Here is a 24533-nt window from a genome sequence, read left to right on the forward strand (position 1 = left end):
GAGCGCCGGCCGATGCCACACGACCCTATCGCCGCCAAATCCCCTTCGATCACAACCTGCAAGCCCTGTGCCATCACGCCTCGCGAAAAAAGACCGCTTCAGCGAGCAAAACACTTCTAAAACCCTGAAAAACAGGCGTTTATGGACGGGCACTAGTCTAAGTCTAGATCTCATTCGACCTGCCCTTCGCCTAAGGTGCCGAAAATCATTGCCGGGAGTATCTCTCACCCGAGGAGCTCAAGTACCTCAGGGAAACGCGGATGACTACGGATCGGGTCGAGATCCGAGTCGTATTTCACCCACCTCTTTGTTTCGTGGGTGGCCCCCGGGAGAAGCTCGACGAGCAAGTCGATCGCCCGATCAGGTTCGCCCTGGAGCGAGTAAAAGCAAGCCACATTATATTTGGCCAGGCGATCGTCGGGATCGATCGCCAAAGCTCGTCCCGCCCATTCCTTAGCGCGATCAAGCTCGCCAAGTGCCGCAAGCCCCACGGCCCCCAAATAGGCGGGTCTTGGATTTTCCGGACGCATCATGAGCTCACGTTCGGCGCGCGCGACGCCTTCCCGCGCCGCGGTATTCATTTCCTGCTCGCGCCCGAGCGAACGGAGAACGTTAATGAGCACAAGTAAGGCCTGGTAATCGTCAGGTTTGATGTCTGCGGCGCGCTGGAAAAGCCTGGCCGCTTCGTCCAGTTTACCCTGGGTGAAGCAAGCGCGGGCATAGAAATAATGGGCCTCAAACAGATCGGGATCGAGGGCGATGGCCTGATCGAACTCCGCCATCGCTTCCGAATGTCGCTCGCGAAGCGACAGGGCGAGGCCAAGTGAAGCGTGCGCTTCTGCGAGACCGCTCTCAAGATCCAGCGCCTTTGCGCTGGTCGCCAAAATTCCGTCGATCGACACGTCAGCGTTGTAGTGAAGGAAGAGGAAAGAGTCGCAATCGGCAATTCCGGCGTACGCCCGCGCATATAGCGGGTCGAGTGCGACCGCCATGGCGAACATACGCTTCGCCAGAACGTAATGCGACTTTGAGTGCCAGTGCAGGAATTGCCGTCCTCTAAGGTAATACGCATAGGCCTCGAAGTTCCCGGTAGGCACTCGACCGATGTCCTTTTTCTCCTCCGGAAGCAGCTTGACCTTCAAGTGGTCCACAATGGTATGGGTGATCTCGTCTTGAAGGGCGAAGATTTCGGTGAGGTCCCAGTCATAGCGATCGGCCCAGAGATGACCACCGCCCTTGCCCTCGACGAGTTGCGCAGTGACGCGCACACGCGAGCCGACCCTACGCACGCTTCCTTCCAGGATATAGCCAACCCTGAGATCTTGGCTCACCTGCTGAACCTTCACGGGCTTATTCTTGTAGGTATATACCGTATTGCGGGCGACAACGAACAGGCCGGAGATTTTCGACAGGTCGGTAATGATGTCCTCGGTGATCCCGTCGCTGAAATATTCTTGCTCAGGGTCACCGCTTATATTGTTGAAGGGCAGCACCGCGATGGACGGCTTCTCGATCTCCCAAGGGTCTTGGCTGCCTGTATCGGAGCCGACCGTTTTTTGAGCTGCCGGAAAATCCAGAGAAATGCTGTAGGCGCGCACTGGCCGGTCGATGTTCTTGAGCGCCTGCTCGCCCATGTCCTCAAATCGAAGATCAAGCCTGTTGCCAACGTTATCTCGCACGGCCGCAGATACCGCGATACCGCCCGGCGCCGCTATTTTTTCAAGCCGCACAGCCACGTTGACGCCGTCGCCGAAAATGTCGTCGCTTTCAACGATCACGTCGCCAAGATTGATGCCCATGCGAAGCTCGATCCGGCTTGGCCGCGGCACATCCGCATTGCGCTCTAGCATACACCGCTGGACCGTGGCAGCGCAGGTGACTGCATTCACGACGCTCGGAAACTCCGCCAGGAATCCATCGCCGGTGAGCTTGACGATACGCCCCTCATACTCGGCGATCTTGGGGTCGATTAGGTCCTTTCGGTGCGATTTCCATGCCGCATGAGTACCTGCCTCATCCCGGGCCATGAGGCGGCTATAGGTCACTACGTCTGCGGCAAGGATGGCCGTCAGACGTCTGTGCACGGTCGGATCGTCCATGTGACCACCCAGTTTTCGTGTACTGCCACGCTCGGGGTGCCATGTCCCAGGCCAAAGGCAATTATACTCCAGCGGCTAATGAATGTCTCTGCCAGGCGAGGCGAAAACGATCGAACCTGCGCTTCGCTCGATCCGAGCCGCGCAACGGAAATGCCGTGCGACTCTTTAGCTGCCGGCGCCTTGCACGCAGTGGTAGCCGCGCTGGAACGATTGAGAGGGAACTCGGTTAGGTCACGAAGAGAACAGGAATATCAACATGGACGGGACATGGGATGAATGCGTGATCGTCGAGGTTCCCAATCTGGATGGCGTCCAGATCGTGTGGTCGCCCACTCTTGCAGCTCGCCTACTTAGCGAAAACTGGCCGAAGATGGACGGACGCACATACGCTGCTGCTTTGAACGCATGCACAGATGCAATGCTCGGTGCCGCCCCTGCCGCGCCGGCACGAGACGCTTTCCTAGCAGCGATCGAAGACGCGAAGCTCAAGACCTTTAGCCGAGGTCACGCGGGCTGACCCTTTGCAGACGAGCTGCGACGGCACTCATCATGGTGACACAGCTCGTCATTGGCCCTCGACCAGTGTTCAAGCGCTCCGATTTCGGAGCCTGTCGACCTTCACGCGCTCCTGGCTTGCCCCTCGATGATGGCGACGTCGCTCTATGCTACCTCCTGCGCGTCATTAAAGGGTCGCACTCCACGTCGTAATCACGCGTCTTCGCGGCTGCTGTAAACGATCGAGCGAATGATGGATGTGCGCAGGGCGCACCAATCGATCGAACTTGTCAGGACAGACAAAGCCAAGCGGCCATAGTTCGCACGGCTGCATCGGCAGCTTCCGAGGTCTCAATCACACGTCTGCCGAACGGATCGTTGAGCCTGCCACATGCACATCACATGCAAATGCCAAGAATGTCTGCAACTCGAATTCCGCTGACTGGATCAGCCGGCGCGGACCGTGGCCTTGCCTTCCTCCACCAGCCGTGTCGCCGCGTCTTCAATCGATATCCGCTCGAAGGCGAGCTCGTCGGCAATCGGGCGCAGCACGCGCTGGTCGAATTCGGTCGATCCGAGCGGCGCCGGCGACGGATAGCCGCCCACCTGATCCTTGAGGGCATTGATGTATTTCACCGTTTCCGTCTCCGTCGGGTTGAGCGAAGGCAGGATGGCTTCGCGAACCGTCGGTGACATGGGAACGCCGCGCTCGACTCCGAGGATCTTGCCGGCCCCGACATCATTGACGAAGAAGTTGATGAATTTGGCTGCCTCTTCCCCGTTTTCCGTCGACGCGCCGATGCTCCAGATCAGCGCGGGGCGATAGTAATGGCCGGAGGGGCCGCCCTTTTCGGCACGTGGCAGCATGCCGATACCGAGCTTGCTTTTCATGATGAGCTGGTAGCCGACCATCTGGTTGGAATAGGCCATGCCCATCGCCGAGTAGCCGAGCGCCAGGCAATTGGTGTCGATCGTGTTCTGGTCGAGCGTCTGGATATCGGCGCCGACGGTGCCGCCGCGCTTGCGCAGTTCCTCCCAATAGGCATACCACTCCTTCGCCTCCTCGGCGCCGAATCCAAGGCCGGTAACGGTGTAGAGGCTGCTGCCACGCTGGCGGAGCCAGGCGTCGAAAACATAGGCATAGCGGGCTCCATAGGGCCCGCCCCAGACATTCTTCTTGCCGGCCGCCTTGGTCATCTCGACGGCGATGTCGGCATATTCCGCCCAGGTGGTGTCGATCCCTGGCGGCGTGATGCCAGCTTTGGCGAAGGCATCGGCGTCATAGAACAGCGCGAAGGAATTGAGACCAAGGCCGATACCCCAGAGCTTTCCGTCCACCGTGGTCAGCTCCAGCACGTCCTTGCCGAAGGCGTCGACTTCGAGCGCCGAAGGGATGAAGGGGTCGAGCGCCATGCATGCGCCGCGTTTGGAATAATCGGAAATCGTGCTGGGCTCGAGCTGGAAGATATCGGCAATGGCGCGGCCGGCCATCTGCGTGGCGAGCTTCGTCCAGTACCCGTCTCCGCTCAAGCTCTCGCCGACGATCCTGATATTCGGGTTCTTTTCCTCGAAAAGCTTGGCGACCGCCAATGTCCGTTTCGAGCGGTCGTTCGATCCCCACCACATCGCGCGCAACTGCACGCTGTCGGCGGCAAAGCCGGAGCGGGAACCGAGGGCGATACCCGTCGCCGCGCCAGCCGCGCCGACCATGAAACCGCGTCTGTTGAGTAGCATGCCAGTCCTCCCCTGTGCTGCCCTGCCCGGCGCTCTCCTCCGGCGCCGGCAGGTTTCGTTCAGCGCAAGAGCTTATGCAAAAATCATTTATGCGCAATATTTCTTTTCTATCTTGCAAATTTGCATTGCTTGCGCAATGTTTGCACCATGATCGAAAGACCCTCCAGAAGACTCCGTCAAGCCGACATTGCCGCACAAGCAGGCGTTTCCGTCTCCACCGTCTCACGCGTCCTCGCGAATGAGCCCGGCATCAGCGAGGATGTCCGAGTACAGATCCTCAAAGTCGCCAACGACCTCGGCTACCCTCTCAAAGCCAGTGCGGCGGCAGGCCCTCGCACCCTGGCGCTGATCGCAAGCAACGGCGTCACGGGTAATCTGAGCGCATTTTACCAGGGCATTGTCGATGGCCTGCGCTCCGAGGCTGCCGAGCAGGGCATGTCCTTCGACATCCGCCTCGTGAACGAGGCGAAGGCGACGCCGCAAGCCGTTGGTGGACATATGCAATCGGTCGGTGCGCAAGGGCTTTTCCTGGTCGGCATAGATCCCTGCGAGGCTCTTGCGGAATGGCTCGTGGAAAGCCGTACCCCCATCGTCGTCGTCAACGGCGTCGATCCGCAATTGCGATTCGACGGTGTCTCGCCGCCGAACTTCTTCGGCGCCTTCGCGGCGACGCGGATGCTCCTGGACGCCGGCCACCGGCGTATCCTCCATCTGACCGGATCGCATCGGCATACGATCCGCGAGCGCGTGCGCGGCTTCGAAGCGGCCGTCGCCTCCGTGGATGGCGGCGATGCCCGTGTCGTCCGCCTGCCGTTCGCTAACAACTCCAGCGCCGAAGCCCATGCGGCAACGCTCGCCACTCTTGCCGAGGACGAGGGTTTCACCGCGGCTTTCTGCATGAACGACTTCATCGCCGTCGGCGTCCTCGAAGCGGTGACCGAACTCGGCCGGCGCGTACCGGACGATTTCGCGATCATTGGTTTCGACGACCTGCCCTGCGCCGACATGGCCAATCCGCGCCTTTCGACTATGCGTGTCGATCGCGCAGCACTCGGCCGCGAAGCGGTCGCCATGCTGCAGTTTCGCTTCCGCCATCCGGACGTGCCCGCCCGGCATGTCACTCACGCCGTCGTCCCGGTGCCCGGCGGCACAATTGCCACGAAAGGCAATCCATGACCTATGATCCCGCCAGCGCCAACCCGCTTGCCGGAAATCCGCTTGAGACACGCGGCGAAATGCAGCGCGCGCTGCTCGATCTCTTCGATCCGCTGGTCCCCTATTTCTCCAGAGGAAATGCGCGGGTCCGTCTCGACGCCGCCGCGGCTCATTTCGACCGGGCCGCTGCCGATCTGGAGGGCTTTGCGCGGCCTCTCTGGGGTCTTGCTCCCTTTGCCGCAGGCGGCGGAAGTTTCGCGCATTGGGACCGTTATGCGGACGGGATCGCCAACGGCACCGACCCTGAACATCCGGAATATTGGGGACAAGTGAACGGCCGGGACCAGCGCATGGTGGAGCTTGCCGCCCTCGGCTTCGCCCTGGCGCTGGCGCCGGAGAAACTGTGGGATCCCTTGAGCGGGCGTGCAAGAGACAATCTCGTCTCTTATCTCCTCCATGCCCGCAAGTTCGACTACGCCGACAATAACTGGAAGTTCTTTCGCGTTTTCGTCGACATCGCTCTCGATCGGCTCGGCATCGAGCACGATCGCAGCCTGACAAAGGCCTATCTCGCCGAACTGGACGGCTTTTATATCGGGGACGGCTGGTATCGCGACGGCAATGTGCGGCGCGTTGACCACTACATCGCCTTTGCCATGCACTTCTACGGGCTGATCTATGCGCGCCTCGTCGAAGACGACCATGCGAAACGGTATCGCGAGCGGGCGGTCGCCTTCGCCCAGGATTTCCGCCACTGGTTCGCCGAAGACGGAGCGACCCTCCCCTTCGGCCGTAGTCTCACCTATCGCTTTGCCTGCGCCGGCTTCTGGGCAGCACTGGTCTTTGCCGACCTCGAGGCGCTGCCCTGGGGCGAGATCAAGGGGCTCTGCCTCCGCCACCTCAGATGGTGGGCAGACAAGCCGATAGCGGATCGGGACGGCATTCTCTCCATCGGCTACGGCTATCCGAACCTCCTGATGTCGGAAAACTACAATTCGGCCGGTTCGCCCTATTGGGCCCTCAAGGCTTTCCTGCCGCTTGGCGTCGGCGAAGAACATCCCTTCTGGACGAGCGCGGAAGAACCGCTGCGGCCGCTGACCGAACCGGTTGCCCTTCGCCATCCGGGCATGGTCATGATGCAGGTCGGAGGGGACGTGGTGGCGCTTTCCTCCGGCCAAGAAAACCGCCAGATGCGTTTCGGCTCGGAGAAATATGCGAAATTCGCCTATTCGACGCGCTACGCCTTCAGCGTCGAGAGCGACGAACGGGCATTTGCCGGCGGCGCTTTCGATTCAATGCTGGCATTCAGCGACGACGGCGTTCATTACCGGGTGCGCGAGGCCAATGAGGTGGTACGGCTTGCGGACGATGTGCTGTTTTCCGAATGGTCACCGTGGCCGGACGTCGTTGTCGAGACGTGGCTTGTTCCCGCTTCGCCCTGGCACGTGCGCGTGCACCGGATCACGACGCCCCGGCCTTTTCACACCGCTGAAGGTGGCTTCGCCATTCCCCGACGGGATTTCGAGGCCGACACGCTCGCCGCCGAGGAAGGGACGGCCCATGCAATCGGCGCGGAAGATTTCAGCGGGATCCGCGATCTCGGCTCGACCGTCCGGCGCGAAGGCCTCGTCCAGAAGGCGCCGCCCAACACCAATCTGATTGCCGCAAAGACACTGGTGCCGCAGTTGCGGGCCAAAATCCCCACGGGGGAAACAATACTCGCCTGCGCCGTGCTCGCCGGCCGCAACACTTCCGCCGCTGCCGAAGACTGGTCCAACCCGCCGTCGATGCCCGATATGGAGGCGCTCGACGCGCTCAGGGCGGAAGGCTTGACCGTCAGCGCCATGCAAGCGCCCGGATCGATGCCATGACCCTCCCGACCGTCGTCTTTGCAATGCAGCCGGAAAGGACCCGTTATGTTCTGACGTCGGAACTTTTCGCGCGGCTCGGCGCCTTCGCCCGAATACCGGATCAGCGCCCGGTGACGGAGTTCGCCGATGAGCGGTCGCAGCAATTGCTGGCGGAGGCAGAGGTCCTGGTGACCGGCTGGGGCGCGCCGTTCATCGATGCAGCCGTTCTCGCCCGGGCGCGGCGCCTACGCCTCATCGTTCATGCCGCCGGCACGATCAAGGGGCTCGTCGGCGAGAGCGTGTTCGATGCAGGGGTCAAGGTCAGCCACGCGGCGGAGGCCAATGCCGTGCCAGTCGCCGAGTTTACCCTCGCAGCGATTATTTTCGCGGGCAAGCAGGTGTTCCGGTTCCGCGATGTCTATGCGGCCGACCGCGGGCGCAAGCGCACCCAGGTTCTTCAGGGCGAAGCGATCGGAAATCATCGCCGTACCGTGGGGATCGTCGGAGCATCGCGGATCGGGCGCCGCGTGATCGAGCTGCTGCGTCTCCTCGACTATCGATTGCTGCTCTATGATCCGCTGGTCAGCGACGGCGAAGCCATGGCTCTCAAGGCAGAGAAGGTCGATCTCGATACGTTGATGACCCGGTCGGATATCGTGTCGCTGCACGCGCCGCTGCTGCCCGAAACCCAGCACATGATCGACAACCGCCAACTCGCCCTCATGAAGGACGGCGCGACGCTGATCAACACGGCGCGCGGCGCGTTGGTGGATGAGGCGGCACTCATCGAAAAACTGCAGTCGGGCGCGATCAATGCCGTGATCGACGTTACCGACCCCGAAATCCCCGACGAAAACTCACCGCTTTACGATCTGCCGAACGTATTTCTGACGCCGCATATCGCGGGCGCCATCGGTTTGGAACGCACGCGCCTCGGGGAAATGGCGGTCGATGAAGTGGCGCGGTTCCTTGAAGGCAGTCCGCTCCTGTTCGAGGTCCACAAGCAGGATCTGGGGCGCATGGCATGAACGCTTTCGAACCGGCTCTCTGCACGGTCACCTTCCGCAAGCTGCCCGCCGGCGAAATCGTCGCGCTGGCAGCGAAGGCGAAGCTCGCCGCTATCGAGTGGGCGGGAGACGTCCATGTTCCTCCGGGCGACGCGTACACCGCCCGCACTGTCGGATACCTGTGCGAACGCGCGGGTCTGAAGACCTCCTATGGCTCCTATATCGCTCCGCCGACCGACGATCTTTCCGCCCTCGCGCCCGCACTGGCAACGGCGGTCGCGCTTGGTGCCTCCAACATCCGCATCTGGCCCGGCGCGCGGCAGCGCGATTCGAGAGTATACAGCCCCGAAGAACGGCGCGCCGTGGCGAATGTGATCCGCGACATGGCCACGGAAGCCGCCCGGCATGGCGTCACGGTCTCGCTCGAGTATCACCCGCAGAGCCTGACGGACGAGACCGGGTCGGCGCTCAGCCTTATCGAGGCGGTCGCGCACCCGAATGTCTATCTCTACTGGCAGCCGCGGCCCGGGCTCCCGCTTGACGATGCAGTCACGGAGATCGCCCGGATCGGCGAGCACATCTCCCATGTCCATGTCTTCGCCTGGGATGGCGACCGCAACCGCTTACCCCTGGCATCCGCCGCCGACTACTGGCAAACCGCTCTGGCCGCCATGCCGCCATCGCGCTGGACCGGCCGGCGTTTTGCCATGCTGGAGTTCGTGGCGGGAGACGATCCGGGGGCATTTCTGGCGGATGCGGCGACGCTGAGAAAAATCCTCGAGGCGGCGTTTCCGCCAGGCGCCTCTGCCATTGCAGGCGGAGATTGACTGCATTTTGCTCTTTGGGATCAGCGCCGCCACCACTGCCTTTTTCTATATGGTTGGCCTACTTGCGCCACGTGCTTAGTGAATTGCCACAGCGCGCAACAGATACTGACATCACCGATCTCTTGCCCTTCAACTTCACCAAAGCAGCCGCTGCCTGATCCAATGCAGCCGTCGCACAGCGACCCGGTCAAACGGGCCGCGTCAACGCGCACGGAAATGAGCGCTTACAAACAAAGTGCGGCACCTATGGACGCAAGCGGGTAAGTCACGAACGTGATTGGTCGCAGCTGCTGCGCGCACACCGGTCTCGCCTGACCAGGAAACCTGAGCAAGGCGCCGAATCCAGTCACATTTGAGGGAACAGTTTGCCAAACTGCGCGTTCACGGGAACCATATTCTCGGGGGACATGCGTTGGAATCGGTTACCATATTGCTCGCAGAAGACGAAACTCTCCTGCTATTGGACTTCGAAGACGCTCTTAAAGAGGCCGGGTTCATGGTCCTGACCGTGACGAGCGGCAAGAAGGCAATCGAGCACTTGAAAGCCGCAGAATCTTCCATCGCCGGAATAGTCACGGACATCCGCTTCGCTGAATCCCCGAGCGGTTGGGATGTCGCCCGCATTGCAAGGGAGATCGACCCGGAGATGCCCGTAGTCTACATCAGCGGGGACAGTGCTCCCGATTGGGCTTCTCAAGGCGTTCCCAAGAGTATCATGATCGAAAAGCCTTTCGTCATGACACAATTGATCGTTGCAATTTCGCAGTTGCTAAACGACAGGACTGCAGGAGCTGCAATTTTGGAATGACCTGGAGGTAACCCCCTCGCGCCGGGGCTGAGTGCTTTCGTTGGGTGGTCTTGACGCATGCAAAGAAACCGCTTCGTGGTGACGACTTCCTCAGTGGACCTGTAACTCAGGAGCGGACCAGTTCATCCAAATCCGCCAGCAGGCGACGCTCTTCGGTCGGCTTACCGAGGTGCTCCGGCCAGGATTTCTCCGCCGATAGGCTCCGGGCTACTATAGGCGCTTGCCAGTACGAACGGTATGTTCCGCTCGCGCAGAGCCTCGGCCAGCCGTGTTACGGAACCGTCCCAGAGCTGATGTCAAGAATTGCCACAGCCGGCAATTCGCGAGCCAAAAATTCAAACGCCTCCTTCACGGTTGCGGCAGTTCCGAGCACGCACCAGCCGTGTCGCTCGAGCAGCAGCTGTAAATCCATCGCGATGAGGAACTCTTCGTTCACGACAAGCACGGTCTTATGCATGTGACCAGCCTCGATTTATGAGACCGATCCTAACGGTGAGAGGATCTCGACGATCAAACCGTAAGGTGCACAGTCAGTTCCACCCGTCCTGCCAATTCGCGGCTGACAGCGAACTCGATAAGCTGCGTGCCGAAACCGGAGGAGGACGGCGGAGTTACCGAAGGGCGCCGCTCTCTTGCTACACCAGCCGGACACTTGGAGCACTCGCTTCTTCAACCTCCCAGCGGACGCGAACCTGTCCGGAGGGTGTTGAAAGCGCGCCATAATTGATCGCATTGGTCGCGAGCTCGTGAACAATCAGGCTTAGCGGCATGATTTGCTTCGACGCAAGCGATACGCTCTGCCCCGGCTCGACGAGAACTCCGAGCGATCCTTCTGAATAGGGCTCGAGCGTTCGCTGAAGCACCTCTTGGTGGTCGGCCTCCCTTCTTGCGAGTATGCGGCATCATGGGCCTGCACGAGCGCATTGAACCGCGTCGCGGTATCCTCGCCCGTTCGATCCGAGGCCTTGGTCTGGCGTGCAATGGCCCGCACCAAGCCGAGCAGGTTCTTCATGCGATGCCGGAGCTCACCCAAGAGCACATTCTTCTCGGCCTCAAGCTGGCGTCGCTCCGTGGCGTCCACGATCGAGAGTAGCAAGGTGCGGCTGTTGTTGTCGGGATGGAACAACCGGTGCGCACTGACGAGCATCGTTCTCCGGCCAGCTCGGAAAGTCATGCTCGACCTCATAGTCTACGACCGCCGTGCTTTTCGGGATCACCTCTTCGAGCAGACGGCGCAGCTCAGGAATGTCCCACCCGTCGCCCAGTTAGAGGTGCTGCCCGATTGTCTTGTCACGGTCGACGTTGAAAGTCGCAAAAATGCCCGGCTGGCGGATCCGACGCACATGTTCCGGTCAGCACAAGTAGAGGATCAGGGACCGCGTCGATAGTTCCTTGCGCTTTGATATGATCGTTTCGCAAAGCCGGTAAAGGTCTTCAAGGTTCAAGCTTCTGCCCCTCGCGCTGCGCCGTCTCGGAAAGATACTATGGCTCGTAATGCGCGCGCAAAGGGGCCTTGTTCCTGAGGGAGAGTCGATGGGATTGGCGACTTGTCCCCGACCGACACAGTTCGCCTCCGTTCAAGGGAATGGACGCAGACCGCCGGCAATGAACTACAAAGCGAAACGAGAATGCCTGTCTTCTCGACAGCGGCCGCCAGCCGAGTGTTCCTGCAAATCGTTCCGGCCCCCGCTCGCGCTGGAAACCTCAGGAAGGCAACTGCGTCGTTTCCGACCTGGGGTGAGGTCGGGCGCTGCGGCACATCAGTGGCTGGGAGCCGGCGACGATGTGATCGACCTCGCCGCCCACCGCCTGATTGAAGACCCGCGCCCTCGAAAAGTGCATGCGTCAGCACGCCGCGGATGCCCTAGATTTCTGCGGCATTGAGCAGGCGCAAACCTGCGTCGCGAAAATGGCGCTCTGCCGAACCGCGTTGCTGAAGGGCCCATCGCTGGCTGGGCAGCCAAGCACCGCAACCACAATTGAATCGGGCATGTTGCGCCGAAAGAGACCAGGTGCTTCCGGCTGCTTCACCGCGCCGGAGACGAGTGCACAATAAGCGATGAGGCAGTTCCCTTCTCTAGCCAATGCCCTACATCCACTCGTCGTACAAGGGAGGAAATGATGGCTAACAGAAAGAAGCAGAACGAAGATCCGGTCGAAGGGTCGCGGGAAACGATCGAACGAGAACTGGAGAGAGAAGACCAGAACCGCACGGAACCACCGGATCGGATCACAGAAGACGATGAAGATCGGATTCGGGCACGCGCTTATGAGATCTGGGAACGCGAGGGGCGGCCTGACGGCGGCCATGAGCGGCATTGGCACCAGGCTCAAAAAGAGCTTGAAGAGGAAGGACGGATCTCGCCGCATACGGGAGAGTAGCACAGCTGATTGAGACGGACTGCTGATCTCACCAACGAGACTTGAGTCGACCCAAATCCTTCGGAGACCCGTCGACGTTGATGTGTGACGGGCCCGATTTTGATCACAAGGCGCTGATCATCTGTATGAGATTGCTGTACCAATGATTTCAGTTAGCACTCGTGGAAAGTTTTGCGCCCGCCGCTCACGGGAGTGTAGCCGTACCTGGCAGCGGTCAGTGTTGCGGTGCCGCGGCGGAATTCCCCGACAACTCGGTCGCACAGCCGGTGTGCCCGTCGCTGCACGCCAAGGATGCCTCGGCGCAGGCGGTGGTGAATGAGGCTCTTGCGACCTCGGTACTTAAGATCCCGGACAGTGCGGCACGACAGTCGCGTACCGCGCGGTGGTACCGCTTCCCGTGGCATGGCCACTCGTATTCCAGGAAATCAAGAGCCTCATAGGGGCCGGTGAACCGGCGAGACATGCCGTTTTGCAGGGTGACCGACAGAGGTACGCGCCAAAGAATTTCCTTCATCTGGGACCTCCTGACGTATTTCCTTTGCGATAACCGGCAAAAGCTCATCCGGGTTCCAAATTCCAGCCCTTTCCTTCGCCTACATCGGCCGCCGCTAACCCGCCACCAGCCTGTAGTGAATCGATTGGGAAACGATCTTTCCAGCTTTGATGACGAAACTGTCCGCACCCTTGACGTCATCGAAGCGCTGACTTGTCGCCCTCCAGATCATTAATGCGTGCGGCCCGTTCATCTGCTTAGCGACGAACTCAAACTTCGCCCCTGGGGGCTGCTCTCGCAGCCGAGCGGCCGATGCACGGATTGCGTCATGCCGCTCATGTTCGAGTTTACCGTCAATAGCACCACTTTCTCCGAGTAGTTCTCGACGAGATCCCGTCCCAGATCGCCGTCAATTCGCAGGTTCAGGTGGCTGTCGAAAACTTCACTCGTGGATCGGGGCACGGAGCTCTCTGCCTTGGTGGCGGAAATAGCGTGAACAACCCCGACGAGAAACTTTGGTTGCGGTATTCCGCGTCCAACGCGTGAAGTGGAACCGCCCATCCCAACCGGGAGTACCAAGAAGGGCGGCTATCATGCCGGGTGCGAGACATCGAGAGCGGACGTAGGAAGCGCCCCTCGGCGGTCGTTGAGTCAGGCTGCGGTTCGCCAAGAAGGATGCAAATCTGCCCGGAAAGCGTATACTGTGCCCTTCATCGACTTTGATGTGAGCCGGTTGCGACCGGAGTCGAAATTCTCCGACGCCACGTCTGGAGTTGCGCCGTGGAACGCCGCAGCTACGAATCTGGAGCGATCAGTCCTGACGACGTCGAGATGCTGGGTACTCTCTTCGACCAGATCTTGGATGAATATCAGATCCCAAGAGAGGGAGAAGAAGCTGAGGAGCTCGCCGCCAGGCTGATCTCAATTTATCAAACGGGTGTGCGCGACGTGGCGATGCTGAAACACCTCGCTATACGTCCGCAAGGGCTGACTCGTTAAGTCGCCCGAGGGACCTAAGCATCTGGCGAGTTCGTCCTAGATCCGACGACCGTGTCAATCGCGGTTCGCATGCGGTCCCTCATTGGGTTAGCGCACGTCCAGAGCGGAGAGCGGCAGGAACGGCCCACCTGTCATCCTATCGAACTTTCAAGCGCAACTTGCGCTTCCAGTATTCTTGCCATCGCTAACCGTGCCGGGATGAGTACTCTCGAACGGATTCCCGCGAGCTGCAGGCGCGACTTCTTCCTTGAACTGCAATCCTGCTGACCAACCATTCGCTCGATAACTCTCGGCGCCAACCTGGCGGCAAGCATCAGAGCATAGGCCACTGTTCCGACCAAAGCCTCCGCCCCCGGCCGTTCGACAAGTCGAACAACGATCCTGGCGGCAGACTCGGGCGAATAGACCGGGATAATCGCGCGGGCCGTTCTGCCGAAATAATTGCCGGCAGACCGATAGATCGGCGTGTCGAGCGCCGCTGGCAATACGGTGCAGACGTGAATTTCCGGCACATCGGCGCACTCCTGCCGCAAGCGGGTGCTCAGGCCCCTGATGGCATTGGAAAACGGTCGCACTCGTGATTGATAGAACATATCAGGAACAGACTTGAGAGGCAACCAGACCTGAGACGGAGGAAGCATGTGCAATGATTATCGGCTGATGGTGGATGTCGCCTCAATCGTCGACGACTTCGCCGACCTCAAGATCGAGATCCGTTTCGGCGAAGGCGCGCCGAATCTTGAACCGCGCGAAGACATCAAGATCACCGATGTCGGCCCCATCGTCCGGACAGTCGGCGGGACCCGGAACGAGGCCGAGCTCGTGCAGCGGCGCTGGAGCTGGCCCGGGCCGAACAAGCGGCCGGTCTATAATTTCCGATCGGAGGGTCGCGAGTTCACTTCCAATCGCTGCCTGATCGTCGCCGACGGCTTTTACGAGTTCACCGATCCGAAGGACCCGAAGAAGAAGCGCAAGGACAAGTGGCTATTCACCAAGAAGGACGAGCCAATCTTCTGCATTGCCGGCATCTGGCGCGAAACGCCAGAGGTTGGCCAAGCCTTCACTATGCTGACAATGGAGCCGGGGCCGGACATCGCTCCATACCACGACCGACAGATCGTCATCCTGGAGCGGAACGCCTGGGCTGATTGGCTGGATCCGACCGTTTCTGCCAAATCGCTGATCAAACCGCTACCGGCAGGCACTTTAGCCGTCGATCAAGTGGGTTAACGGCAAACAATCGGCAGCGTCGCTCTTTGCGGAACCCTCAGCGTCACGGAAGCTCGGCTCAAGTCAGTCGCCCGCCGGCAAATTGGCCGGATTCCACACGACCTCCCACAGGTGACCATCGGGATCGGTGAAGTAGCCCGCATATCCCCCATAGAATGTCTCTTGGGCGGGCTTCACGATGGCCGCGCCCGCTTCGCTTGCCTGTTCCATGACGTCATCCACCTCGCTTCGTTGCGAGACGTTGTGGCCGATCGAGAACGATGTGCTGCTGGCGGGCGCTTTCGTCAGGCCGCTATCGTGAGCCAGATCGGCCTGATTCCAGATCGCAAGTTTGACACCGTTCGAAAGATCAAAGAACGCGACGGCGCCATGCTCGAATTCGCGGCCCACGATCCCTGGGGTGTGCAGTCCGAGTCCGTCACGATAAAAAGCGAGAGACCGTTCGAGATCTGCGACACCAAGCGTCAGTACAGAAATGCGGGGCTTCATGAGCAATCCTCCCGTTAAATCTGGCTTGGCACATCCAGTTTCGCGCTGTCTTTGCGCCACCAGCACTGTCGCAGAAGCGCAGACCGTGAGCAGACCGACTATCACCAAGAGTTGTTTTTTCTTGGACCTTGGCGCCGCCAAAGGCGTGCCCACTCTCGAGCGAAAGTGGCAAGTACCGCACTTTCGAAATGGAGGCCGAGTGAGGCGCCCGACATCGCCTGAAGGAAATCCGCGACGCGCTTGTCGATGCCGGTGATGTGACCGAATGTCGAAGATTATGCTTGATCGGACGAAGCGAGAAGCGTTTACCTTACCGATGTTTTGAAGGGGCGGACCGGAATCGCGGGATCAGACCTTCCTCTCTGATCAAACGGCAGATAGCGTCTCTGGGTAGCTGCATCTCTTGGCTACGTCCCCGCCTCCAACGAAGGCAACAGGATGCGGGATTGCCCCGCGATAGTGGCGGGGCTTTTTGCTGGCCTTCCTACTCAGACCCATCCGCGCCGAGGTCGACATGCCGACCAATCGAGCGAAGGTAAGCAACGATTTCCAACTTGAGGAAATCACGATCGCCGTAAGTATCCTCGATTTTCTTCAGCCTGCGCTTTGTTTTCTCATAATCACCCGGCGACAGGTCTGCGTCTCCAACCACGTATTTGTCGTGACCGACGGCGCAGATGTTACAGTCGATTTTGATCACCTCCTCGACGAAGGCAGGGATATCGCTCGCCTTCATCATCTTTTGCTTGGTACTCTGCGCCATGTAGACTAGTCCGTTGGGGTCGACCGGCCGCAGCCAGCGCTGTCGTTTCGTCGACAACTACGCAAGGCCCACCCACTAAACTCGCTCAAGTGCGAAACCGTTGCATCCGTCGGAACGAAGCAGTCTCGGGAACGTTCTCGGGTGTAAGGATTGAACGCTCGGTCAGAACATGGAGGCATGTCTTGGATTGGCGTGCCAAGAAACCGCGGCCGCAAGCCGCCAAACAAGCGGCCTCTCAGCGTCGTCTGGCCAATTTGGGCGCGAAGAAGGCCACCCGCCCCGCCTTCATTGAGCCTTGTCATCCAACGCTGAAGAAACGACCGCCCGACGGTCCAGAATGGTTGCATGAAATCAAGTTTGATGGGTATCGGGCGCAGCTACACATCCACAAGAGCGAGATCACCGTCTACTCGCGAACCGGGCTTGACTGGACGAAGGAGTTCAAACCGATCGCAGCGGCTGCGGAGGCACTCGCGGGTCACGACGTGATCATGGATGGCGAGGCTACCGTCTTCGGCAAGACCGGCCTTCCCGACTTTCAAGCACTTCGGCGCGAGCTCGCGAAACCCGCATCGCCTCACCTGACGTTTCAGGCGTTCGACCTGCTCTATTTGGACGGATACGACCTCAGACGCATGCCCCTGGTCGAGCGCAAGCGCCTGCTGCGCGAGCTCATAGGCGACCGCGGTGGCGCCATCGCCTATGTCGACCATCTCGACATCAATGAAGGAGCGGAGGTCTATGAGCACGCCTGCATAATGGGTCTGGAAGGAATCGTGTCCAAGCGCAAGGACGCGCCATACCGATCGGGACGGCAGGAAATTTGGACAAAGACGAAGTGCACGAAGCGCGCGGCGCTTCCCATCATCGCCTTCGTCGAAAAGCTTGGTGCGCATCCTCGCCGGATCGCTTCGCTCTATCTCGGGCGTTCGGAGGGCGCCCGCCTTGTCTATGCCGGCAAGGCTCAAACAGGCTACACGCTTGCGGCCGCGCGCGAGGTGCGGGAGCGGCTCGATCCGCTGATCATCGGCAAGAGCCCCCTCTCCCATCCGATCAACAAGCCAAAGGCGACGTGGGTCGAGCCACGGGTCTACGCTGAGGTCGACTACAGCGGCGTGACCGACGACGGCCTGTTGCGCCAGCCGGTCTTCAAGGGCCTGCAGAAAACCTGCAGGGATGCGCCGAAAAAGTTAGCGAGCGTCACCCCGACCTCCGGCCCGGTACCCCGCGAAAACATTTTGCAGTTACTGCCGGACGCGGTTGTGCCCTCGAAAGAGGAGCTTGCGGCCTATTGGACGCGCGTGGCCGATCGCGCCCTTCATTTCCTCGGCGGCCGTCCGCTGAAGCTCGTGCGGCACCTCCATGGCACCACCTTCTACCACAAGGGACCCTTGCCGCCGATCCCGCCAGAGGTCCATCAGCTCCGCATTGAGAAACGCGAGGGCGGCGAAGGTGTGCGGCTCTGGGTCGATGATCTCGCCGGTTTGCTGGGCCTTGTCGAAATCGGCGCGGTCGAACTGCATCCCTGGGCGGCGACGGTCGACGATATCGAGCACGCCGACACGCTGATATTCGACCTGGATCCCGGCGAAGGCGTGGCGTGGGAGTTCGTCGTCGAGACCGCGTTGCGGCTACGAGAGCTTCTTCAGGCGGAGGGCCTTCAGAACTGGCCGAAGCTCACCGGCGGCAAAGGCGTTCATCTGATGGCCCCTCTTCCGGAAAAGATGGCCCACAATGCTGTGCACGCTTATGCCAAACGGCTGGCGCAGCAGTTCGCGAGCAGCGATCCCGACCGCTACCTCACGTCGGCACAGCTTTCGCACCGGCCGGGCAAACTTTTCCTCGATTACCTGAGGAATGGCCGCGGCACCACCGCCGTCGGCACCTATTCGCCCAGAGCTCGTCCGGGCTTTCCCGTCGCGGCACCTGCGCCCTGGGAAGAAATCGAGCGCAGGATAAAGCCGGACGCATTCACAATGACCCGTCCACCTAGACGACGTCGCGGCATGTGAACTTTAACCCGAAAATTCCTGGATTAGGTCGCAGGTTTCACTTGATACATTATGCGATCTTGAACACGTGTCCAACGCGCGCGATTGAGGCGCTCGCCCTCCGCTCCGCCGAAAAGGCAATCACCGCTCAACGCCCCCGAAAACCCTCACGGCTGTTCGCGCTAGAATTGCAACCGCAAATTGAAACCCTTGTCTTTGTGAGGTGGTCCGCGCTCCAGTAGGGGCGCCGGCGTCAGCCATCGTTTACCCCGCCAGGTTCGTCGGAAGACTATATTGGACGCAATAGCTCTCACCGCCGCGTCTGGAGGACAGCGACAACCAGGAGCGCCACGATCCCGGCGAGCAGCCCGAGCCGCTGCGTTAGGCTTGGAAGAAGAACGCCCTTTGCTTGACCTTCGGGAACAACAGCGTCAATAAAATTCACTGTGTCTCCCAACACAGAGATTACGGTTAATGCGGTTAGAACGGCAACAATCGTGTTCAGCCTGTCTTGCTTGCGCTTGTCGTCCTCGGCCTGAATGGAATAGAGCACATCGCAGTTATCGAGGATTGCGTCTCGCCGTTCGGCTATCCTCGCATCACGTGAAAATTTGGAGAAATAGGTTTGGTCCTCATTGCTGGGGGTAACAGTTGAGAAATTCGCAGTATTGCTGAGGGCGAGAGCGAACGAATGAAGTCTGTTCAAGTCCCGCGCGCCTAATGCACCGTCGCTGTTTACATGCGCAATTCCGTCGAACTGTCGGCCAATCTCACTCTCCACTCGGCGCTCGAACGATCTTAGCGCCGCATCGAAGACATGGGCTATTCGTATGCAGTCAACCATGCGGCCGACCTGGGCGGTGGGAGGCTCGGGCATGTCATCCCAACTTCTCGGAAGCAACACAACGTCTTCCCACCGATAGTACATGGCGCCATGGTATTCGAAGGAGATGAGTTCGTAGTCGGAGAGAGCATCGGCATGATTGTCGTCGGAGCTCAACCTCTTTCCCCTAAATACGAGGCCACCGTGTGCGTACGCTTCTCCGTCGTCAAGGTCCGTTAACATGAACACGGGCACAAAAAACGGGATGAGCATTCTCTCTCGATAACCTTTCACCGGTTCACTCGGCTCCGGCAGCGGGCGCTCAGAAATCCGTTCAAGCTGGGGTTTCCACGCGAACAACCAATCCGAGATGCGGCCAATGAGCGTTCTTTCCGCGTTCAAGCGTCCCATAATGTGTGCCTCGATCGCGGCCAGCCAAGCGTTGGCAATGTCTTCCCTGTAGGCTCCGAACTCGAAGCATCGAGATATCCCCTTGACGAGTGATGGCGGCAAGCCTCCGGCGAACTCCACGTAGAAGAGAACGGTGCCCACACCGTATGCCGTCAGTTCAGCACGGTCGATTGGGTGCGAATTTACCAATGCCCTCACTTTAGAAACGTAGGTGTCCTTCGTCATTTCGCCCGGCACCCAAGCGGTTTCGAACTCCATTCTTTCGAGTTGAGCGGCGGCAGCACTGCGCCACCGGTCAAGTGTCGTCGGCTCGTCGGACTTCGTCCGCCTTTCGGCAAGGAGGTTCAAGGTGGTGCCAAGGCCGAACGGATTCACTATTTCGACAACATCCGCGTCGTTCTTGCCGGTCAAAGCAGCAATGTGGAATGCCCCGTCCTTGAGGCCAAAGGATCTGCCCAGATCAAAACATGCTATCAACGCCAGCCGCATGCCCTCTCCTCCTCCCCCTCGTTCAACACAGACCACGTGTGAGAGCGCGTGTCCCTTTGCCTCGGTCGTGCCGCAGTAGTTTACCTCGGGTAAACTCTAGAGAGGGCGCTCCCCACTCCGTTCATTGAAACGACATCCCAAGATAATCTAAGTTAAACTCCAATACAGATACCACAAACTAGCTATGCTGCATCTGCGATAACCCGATTTAGGTAGTATTTATTCAAAACGATGTCGATAATCTGGGAATGGACGTGCATCACGCGGTCAATTATACTAACCTTGCCCCCTGATGACGTCTCAGGTGGGCTTGACCCTTCTATCGACGTGGCTGTCGGGGCTTGCGATGTCGACGGAATCTCGTATTCGGTTTGTACTTAGCATCGATGGCGGGGGCATCCGCGGGCTGATTCCTGCCCTCGTCCTGGCGCGGCTTTCGGATCTAATGGAGGAAACCGCTCGCGAGGCAGGCACGAAAGCGCCGCCGTTAGCCCACGCCTTCGACCTGATCACCGGGGCATCAACGGGGGGAATCATCGCGATTGGTCTGAGCGCCCGTAGTAAGCCGGGCTTTGATACGCCGCTGCTCACGCCAAGGGAGCTCGTCGCGTTCTACAGGGAACGCTCGGCCACGATGTTTCCAAGAGTGCGCTTGCACAACTGGCGCAGGCTCATAGCTGTAGCCTACGATCATAAGCCGCTGGAAGAGATTTTTGCTGAAATTTTACAAGGCCGGCGTCTCAGCGAGGCCGTCACCAGTCTCATTCTGTATGCTTACGATATTGGTATACGGAAGCCGCGATACTTCAAAAACCGTAAGGACCTACAGCCTGCTGAGGACGAAGATTTCTATCTCGCCGATGTCGCACGGGCGATCACCGCAGCCCCGACGTTCTTTGCACCAGCCATGATTGCATCACTCGGCAGTGACAGGAAAGCTTATTGCATAGATGGCGCCGTCTTTGCGAACAATCCAGCTCTGATCGGCTACATCGAGGCGCATAAGCTCTTCAACGCGGAGGATCGAATCGTCATTGTTTCGGTTGGTGCGGGGCACGCGAACCGACGCTACGCCGTACACGACACAATGCGGTGGGGTTTTCTTCCCTGGATCAATCCGCTGCAGCGAGCACCGCTACTCGACATGATGATTGATGGGCAATGTGACAGCGTTGACCATCATCTGGCGGAGTTACTCGGCCGTGACACGGACTACTTTCGGTTTGACGCGCCGCTACCTCTGCAATGTGCAGCCATGGACAACAATTGCAAACGTAACATTGATGATCTTGAGGACATCGCGGCGTCGCTGATCGCCGAACGCGACTACACCCTTCGGCGGGTCGCTCGTTTGCTCATTGCGGAGGCCAGTCGCAAGCGTGGCTTGGCGGAAGCGCCCGCTCCATCAACAGGACCGGTTGGAACAAAATCCAGCCAGTTGCCTGGAGACGCCGACTACTTTTGACGACATAGTGCGATTGCTAGGTTCGAATGCAATCGCGCTATCTCATTTCGGCTTCTTTCGAGGGTCCGTGGTCTTTCCAGTCTTGGTTTCGGTCTGTTGGGAGTCTGTAAGCCCCATCGCTTTCCGCAGCCGGTTCAGGAGATCAGCGTCCACCGGGTTTGTAGCGGGCAGACCCGGTGACGGTGGCGGCTCAACGGCGGTCCTGCGTTCTGGGCGAATGTATTCTTTGAGGGGCCTGCGCACGAGGGGCATGGGATCTAAGGCTGCATTGTAATATGGATTGTCGTCATAAAGCCCTTCGAATGCCGGGTCGGAACGATAGTTCGGGACCTTCGCGATCACAGCCTCGTCGCCGGCAAGCTGCAGGAGCATTTCGTCGCGCTCAAGGTCGAGCACCACATGGGGATCAGGGAAGCCAACCAGCGCGGCCATTTCCTGCGCCGCCAGCATAGTGTTTGCGCCGAAGCACTGGACGGCGCGACAGTTGTTCAGCATTGTCTGCCAGTCATACGGATAGAGCAACTTCAACTGGCTCGGGTCCTGCCAAAAACTCCACGTTTGCAGGCCATAGCCGCGCAGGAGCGTGATCGCCTGGCGCAGCCCGTCGAGCGGTCCGAGCTGCGCCGCCTCGTCGAGCAAGAAGAGGGTTGCGTGCTGGGGTTTGGCACGCCTGCGGACAATCGCGGTGATAAGCGACCCGATCCAGAGCCGGAGCAATCTTCCGAGCGACTCCAGCATGTGCGGCGGCACGACGATGAAAATCGACAATGGCTCGCCGCGCGTAACGTCATCGAGCGAGAAACTGGATACATCAGTGTAGCGCTGGACCAAGGGGCCTCGCATAACAGCAATCCCCTCCTGAGCAAATGAGAGATAGCCGCCGACGGTAGCGTCGGCAGCGATTGCTAGCATGTCGGCGGCGCGCCGCGCCTCCGGATGGCGGGACGAGGCTAGAATCTCGGCGAGTTCTGGCGGTCTCGACGCGCCAAGTCCGATGAGCTCTCGAACACGTGACAGCGTATGCTCCGAGGAGTCGAGGTCCGTCACGACATGAAGGATGACGCCGAGCAGGAGCTCACGCCCGCGGTTGGTCCAGTACGCATCTCTGTCCGCTCCGCTAAACGGGAGCAATCCCGCGGCGAGCGAAGCGGCGTAGTCGACGCCCATAGGCTCGTGGGGATCGACGATGTCCAGCGGGTTCAGACTGTCGCTTTCCAGGCCCGTGACTTCCATCGGATCGAGAACAATGACGCGTTGGCCCATTTCACGCCGCCGTCGCGCCGTAATCGCAACATTCTCGCCCTTTGGATCGATCACGATAATCGGTCCCGGATAGCGCAGAAGCGTCGGAATGACACACCCGATCCCCTTGCCGGCTCCAGTTGGCGCAATTGTAATGAGATGCCCCTCTGCAGCCATGAGAACCGGATCAGCGTAACCTGTTTCGGGACTCTTCTGCGGATTGCCAAAGGTAAATCCGATTGGCTGGCGCAGGTGCTGCTTCTCCGCGGACCACCCTACGAGAATGCCGGGCTCGTCGACTCGTTCAGGCAGGCGAAGGGCTGCCTGTGCCGCCGCGCCGACAAACCCTGCGGCAATGTCTACCATCAGCTTAACCTTCCTGTGACGTCGGACCCGGAACGGCTAGACGGATCGCGCCTTCGAACCGTTCGGGGACTAGGCGTAGATTGCTGACCAGCTCCTCCTCGTCCTCCATTGCGACTAAGCCGTGGTGAAACACGCGAAAATGACTCTTGAAGAGACTATTGCCGTAAAGCACCCGTGCTTCGATCCGGACCGAGTGCTCGTCGCGCCCAAGGACACGCATCGGCGCCAGCGCGGTCTCCGCAGCTGGCCGTTCGGCGGCCGCAGTCTCTTGCCATCGAAGACCCGCGGCGGATTCGGTAATGCGAAACCGTCCGTTTTCCCCGCGCGTGCCGCTACAGAATAGGCGCAGATAGTCGAATTGGTCTGCCTCGGCATTCAGGCGCAATTTCGTTAGGTTTATCTGGTGGAAGACCTGGCTCGTACCGTTCAACGGCAATACACCGCTGTCGCCGTAAACCAAGGCAAGAACACCCACAATGCCGGACGCGTCAACCACTTGGGCCTCGACCAGAAGCCAATTCCCATAAAAGTCGAGAGGCCGTGCGCGCAATTTTGTAATGCGCCGCTTCCAGTGGCGTAGCGATCCTGCCGCGGCGATGCGAGCTGTCAAGTCGAGAGCAACATCCCCAAGGAGGTCCCGCCACGGACCGGGTATGATCGGCTCCAAGCACCAGTTGTGGTCTGACCCGCCTGTTGCAGCCATTTCCACAATCCACCCACGCGCTGCCAGACTGCAAGGCGCCCTTCGCTTTCCAGCGTCAGGACAATGACTCCCGCCCTGTGCTGGTCTCTAAACCAGCCAATCCAGCAATAGCTCCTGTCATTTGCAGACAACAGATACCCGATAGTGTTACCACTAACGAGTCAATGCAGCCCTCAGGTGGGGACCGCGCGGCGTGAACGGCTTTGCGTTGCGTAAGTTGTCGCTGGCATTTGATTAGGTTCTTCCTCACTTTACCCGCGACGGCACAGTCAGGCGTGACGATCGGGCCCCCGCTGATCGGCATCATCTGGCGCTGCAGCGCATCCCGATGGGACCCGAACGAAAGTCTGAGAAACGGTGCAGACCGACTCGTCGGGAAGGGGAATGCCGAAATGCCGCCTTAGAAGTAGACTTCCGCTGATCAGGAAAAGGCTCAGCAATCGAACTGTGACTTCCGCGACTGTTCCAGGCAAGGACCAAACCGATAAACACCAGAACTCTGTGCATGGCGCTCGTGTGTTCGACCCGAGGTGAACGTTATCTTGAACTATCAGCTAATTTGTGCGGCTAACCCACACTGGCTAATCGCCCGTGAAGGTTCGGCCTAAACTGAAACTCTGTAGACGGTCGATCCTCGTGCGTCAGTAGGGGAACAAAAGGAAGTATGATCTCGAAGAAACTGCTCTCCGCGCAGCCGGGAGCGCGATCTGAC

22 protein-coding genes are annotated in these 24533 nt (G+C 59.7%); 11 read left to right on the forward strand and 11 right to left on the reverse strand.

Going from position 1 to position 24533, the window contains the following annotated elements; all coding sequences use genetic code 11:
- Window positions 1-224: 224 nt before the first annotated feature.
- A complete protein-coding gene (locus AC6CIG_RS28820; protein ID WP_018098589.1) occupies window positions 225-2099 on the reverse strand; it encodes an adenylate/guanylate cyclase domain-containing protein in 1875 nt (624 codons plus the stop codon).
- Window positions 2100-2355: 256 nt separating this feature from the next.
- Between AC6CIG_RS28820 and AC6CIG_RS28825 the strand changes: the two genes are divergently transcribed.
- Window positions 2356-2616 (forward strand): DUF982 domain-containing protein, encoded by a 261-nt coding sequence (locus AC6CIG_RS28825; RefSeq protein ID WP_018098588.1) that lies wholly within the window; start codon window positions 2356-2358, stop codon window positions 2614-2616.
- 425 nt (window positions 2617-3041) lie between these two features.
- Here the strand turns inward: AC6CIG_RS28825 and AC6CIG_RS28830 are convergent, their stop codons facing one another.
- Window positions 3042-4328: an ABC transporter substrate-binding protein gene (locus AC6CIG_RS28830; protein WP_498324284.1), complete on the reverse strand. Its 1287-nt coding sequence runs from the start codon at window positions 4326-4328 to the stop codon at window positions 3042-3044.
- A 147-nt stretch (window positions 4329-4475) separates the two neighbouring features.
- Here AC6CIG_RS28830 and AC6CIG_RS28835 point away from each other — a divergent pair, with 147 nt between their 5' ends.
- The 5 genes from AC6CIG_RS28835 to AC6CIG_RS28855 all read left to right on the forward strand — a co-directional run bounded on the left by AC6CIG_RS28835 (window position 4476) and on the right by AC6CIG_RS28855 (window position 9975).
- Window positions 4476-5504 (forward strand): LacI family DNA-binding transcriptional regulator, encoded by a 1029-nt coding sequence (locus tag AC6CIG_RS28835; protein WP_498324285.1) that lies wholly within the window; start codon window positions 4476-4478, stop codon window positions 5502-5504.
- Window positions 5501-7354 carry a DUF2264 domain-containing protein gene (locus AC6CIG_RS28840; protein WP_498324286.1) on the forward strand — a complete coding sequence of 618 codons (1854 nt, stop codon included), beginning with the start codon at window positions 5501-5503 and terminating at the stop codon, window positions 7352-7354. Before AC6CIG_RS28835 ends, AC6CIG_RS28840 begins: the two co-directional genes overlap by 4 nt.
- The gene (locus tag AC6CIG_RS28845) at window positions 7351-8361 is read left to right on the forward strand and encodes a hydroxyacid dehydrogenase (protein WP_498324287.1); all 1011 of its coding nucleotides are present in this window, start codon (window positions 7351-7353) and stop codon (window positions 8359-8361) included. The genes AC6CIG_RS28840 and AC6CIG_RS28845 overlap by 4 nt, the downstream gene beginning before the upstream one ends.
- Window positions 8358-9167: a sugar phosphate isomerase/epimerase family protein gene (locus tag AC6CIG_RS28850; RefSeq protein WP_127711745.1), complete on the forward strand. Its 810-nt coding sequence runs from the start codon at window positions 8358-8360 to the stop codon at window positions 9165-9167. The genes AC6CIG_RS28845 and AC6CIG_RS28850 overlap by 4 nt, the downstream gene beginning before the upstream one ends.
- Window positions 9168-9579: 412 nt before the next feature.
- Window positions 9580-9975 carry a response regulator gene (locus tag AC6CIG_RS28855; protein WP_127711747.1) on the forward strand — a complete coding sequence of 132 codons (396 nt, stop codon included), beginning with the start codon at window positions 9580-9582 and terminating at the stop codon, window positions 9973-9975.
- 271 nt (window positions 9976-10246) lie between these two features.
- On the opposite strand, the gene AC6CIG_RS28860 is transcribed toward AC6CIG_RS28855, so the two are convergent.
- Together AC6CIG_RS28860 and AC6CIG_RS28865 are read right to left on the reverse strand one after the other, a co-directional pair.
- Window positions 10247-10432, reverse strand: a complete 186-nt coding sequence (locus AC6CIG_RS28860) for a response regulator (protein ID WP_498324288.1) — start codon at window positions 10430-10432, stop codon at window positions 10247-10249.
- 303 nt (window positions 10433-10735) lie between these two features.
- Window positions 10736-11122, reverse strand: a complete 387-nt coding sequence (locus tag AC6CIG_RS28865; RefSeq protein WP_245425163.1) for an HWE histidine kinase domain-containing protein — start codon at window positions 11120-11122, stop codon at window positions 10736-10738.
- A 974-nt stretch (window positions 11123-12096) separates the two neighbouring features.
- On the opposite strand from AC6CIG_RS28865, the gene AC6CIG_RS28870 reads away from it, so the two are divergent.
- A complete protein-coding gene (locus AC6CIG_RS28870; RefSeq protein ID WP_018098581.1) occupies window positions 12097-12357 on the forward strand; it encodes a DUF2934 domain-containing protein in 261 nt (86 codons plus the stop codon).
- Window positions 12358-12571: 214 nt separating this feature from the next.
- Here AC6CIG_RS28870 and AC6CIG_RS28875 read toward each other — a convergent pair whose 3' ends face one another.
- A complete protein-coding gene (locus tag AC6CIG_RS28875; protein WP_102762799.1) occupies window positions 12572-12871 on the reverse strand; it encodes a DUF982 domain-containing protein in 300 nt (99 codons plus the stop codon).
- 759 nt (window positions 12872-13630) lie between these two features.
- Between AC6CIG_RS28875 and AC6CIG_RS28880 the strand changes: the two genes are divergently transcribed.
- A complete protein-coding gene (locus AC6CIG_RS28880) occupies window positions 13631-13849 on the forward strand; it encodes a hypothetical protein (protein ID WP_498324289.1) in 219 nt (72 codons plus the stop codon).
- A gap of 131 nt (window positions 13850-13980) precedes the next feature.
- On the opposite strand, the gene AC6CIG_RS28885 is transcribed toward AC6CIG_RS28880, so the two are convergent.
- Entirely contained in the window at window positions 13981-14442 is a 462-nt protein-coding gene (locus AC6CIG_RS28885; protein WP_498324290.1) for a hypothetical protein, read from the reverse strand.
- Window positions 14443-14488: 46 nt separating this feature from the next.
- On the opposite strand from AC6CIG_RS28885, the gene AC6CIG_RS28890 reads away from it, so the two are divergent.
- Window positions 14489-15079 carry an SOS response-associated peptidase gene (locus AC6CIG_RS28890; RefSeq protein WP_498324291.1) on the forward strand — a complete coding sequence of 197 codons (591 nt, stop codon included), beginning with the start codon at window positions 14489-14491 and terminating at the stop codon, window positions 15077-15079.
- A 63-nt stretch (window positions 15080-15142) separates the two neighbouring features.
- Here the strand turns inward: AC6CIG_RS28890 and AC6CIG_RS28895 are convergent, their stop codons facing one another.
- Together AC6CIG_RS28895 and AC6CIG_RS28900 are read right to left on the reverse strand one after the other, a co-directional pair.
- Window positions 15143-15568, reverse strand: a complete 426-nt coding sequence (locus AC6CIG_RS28895; protein ID WP_437416794.1) for a VOC family protein — start codon at window positions 15566-15568, stop codon at window positions 15143-15145.
- Window positions 15569-16052: 484 nt separating this feature from the next.
- Complete coding sequence (locus AC6CIG_RS28900; RefSeq protein ID WP_498324292.1) at window positions 16053-16331, reverse strand: Y4lK-related protein; 279 nt, start codon at window positions 16329-16331, stop codon at window positions 16053-16055.
- Window positions 16332-16513: 182 nt separating this feature from the next.
- On the opposite strand from AC6CIG_RS28900, the gene ligD reads away from it, so the two are divergent.
- Window positions 16514-18343 carry a DNA ligase D gene (gene ligD, locus AC6CIG_RS28905; RefSeq protein ID WP_498324293.1) on the forward strand — a complete coding sequence of 610 codons (1830 nt, stop codon included), beginning with the start codon at window positions 16514-16516 and terminating at the stop codon, window positions 18341-18343.
- Window positions 18344-18632: 289 nt separating this feature from the next.
- On the opposite strand, the gene AC6CIG_RS28910 is transcribed toward ligD, so the two are convergent.
- Window positions 18633-20045, reverse strand: a complete 1413-nt coding sequence (locus tag AC6CIG_RS28910) for a hypothetical protein (protein WP_498324294.1) — start codon at window positions 20043-20045, stop codon at window positions 18633-18635.
- A 346-nt stretch (window positions 20046-20391) separates the two neighbouring features.
- On the opposite strand from AC6CIG_RS28910, the gene AC6CIG_RS28915 reads away from it, so the two are divergent.
- Window positions 20392-21510: a patatin-like phospholipase family protein gene (locus AC6CIG_RS28915; protein ID WP_498324295.1), complete on the forward strand. Its 1119-nt coding sequence runs from the start codon at window positions 20392-20394 to the stop codon at window positions 21508-21510.
- A 42-nt stretch (window positions 21511-21552) separates the two neighbouring features.
- On the opposite strand, the gene AC6CIG_RS28920 is transcribed toward AC6CIG_RS28915, so the two are convergent.
- On the reverse strand, window positions 21553-23118 hold the full coding sequence (locus AC6CIG_RS28920) for a type IV secretory system conjugative DNA transfer family protein (protein WP_498324296.1): 1566 nt from the start codon (window positions 23116-23118) through the stop codon (window positions 21553-21555).
- A 4-nt stretch (window positions 23119-23122) separates the two neighbouring features.
- The gene (locus AC6CIG_RS28925; protein WP_498324297.1) at window positions 23123-23728 is read right to left on the reverse strand and encodes a hypothetical protein; all 606 of its coding nucleotides are present in this window, start codon (window positions 23726-23728) and stop codon (window positions 23123-23125) included.
- Between the last annotated feature and the right edge of the window lie 805 nt (window positions 23729-24533).

It is taken from the genome of Sinorhizobium sp. GQ132 (assembly GCF_059758575.1).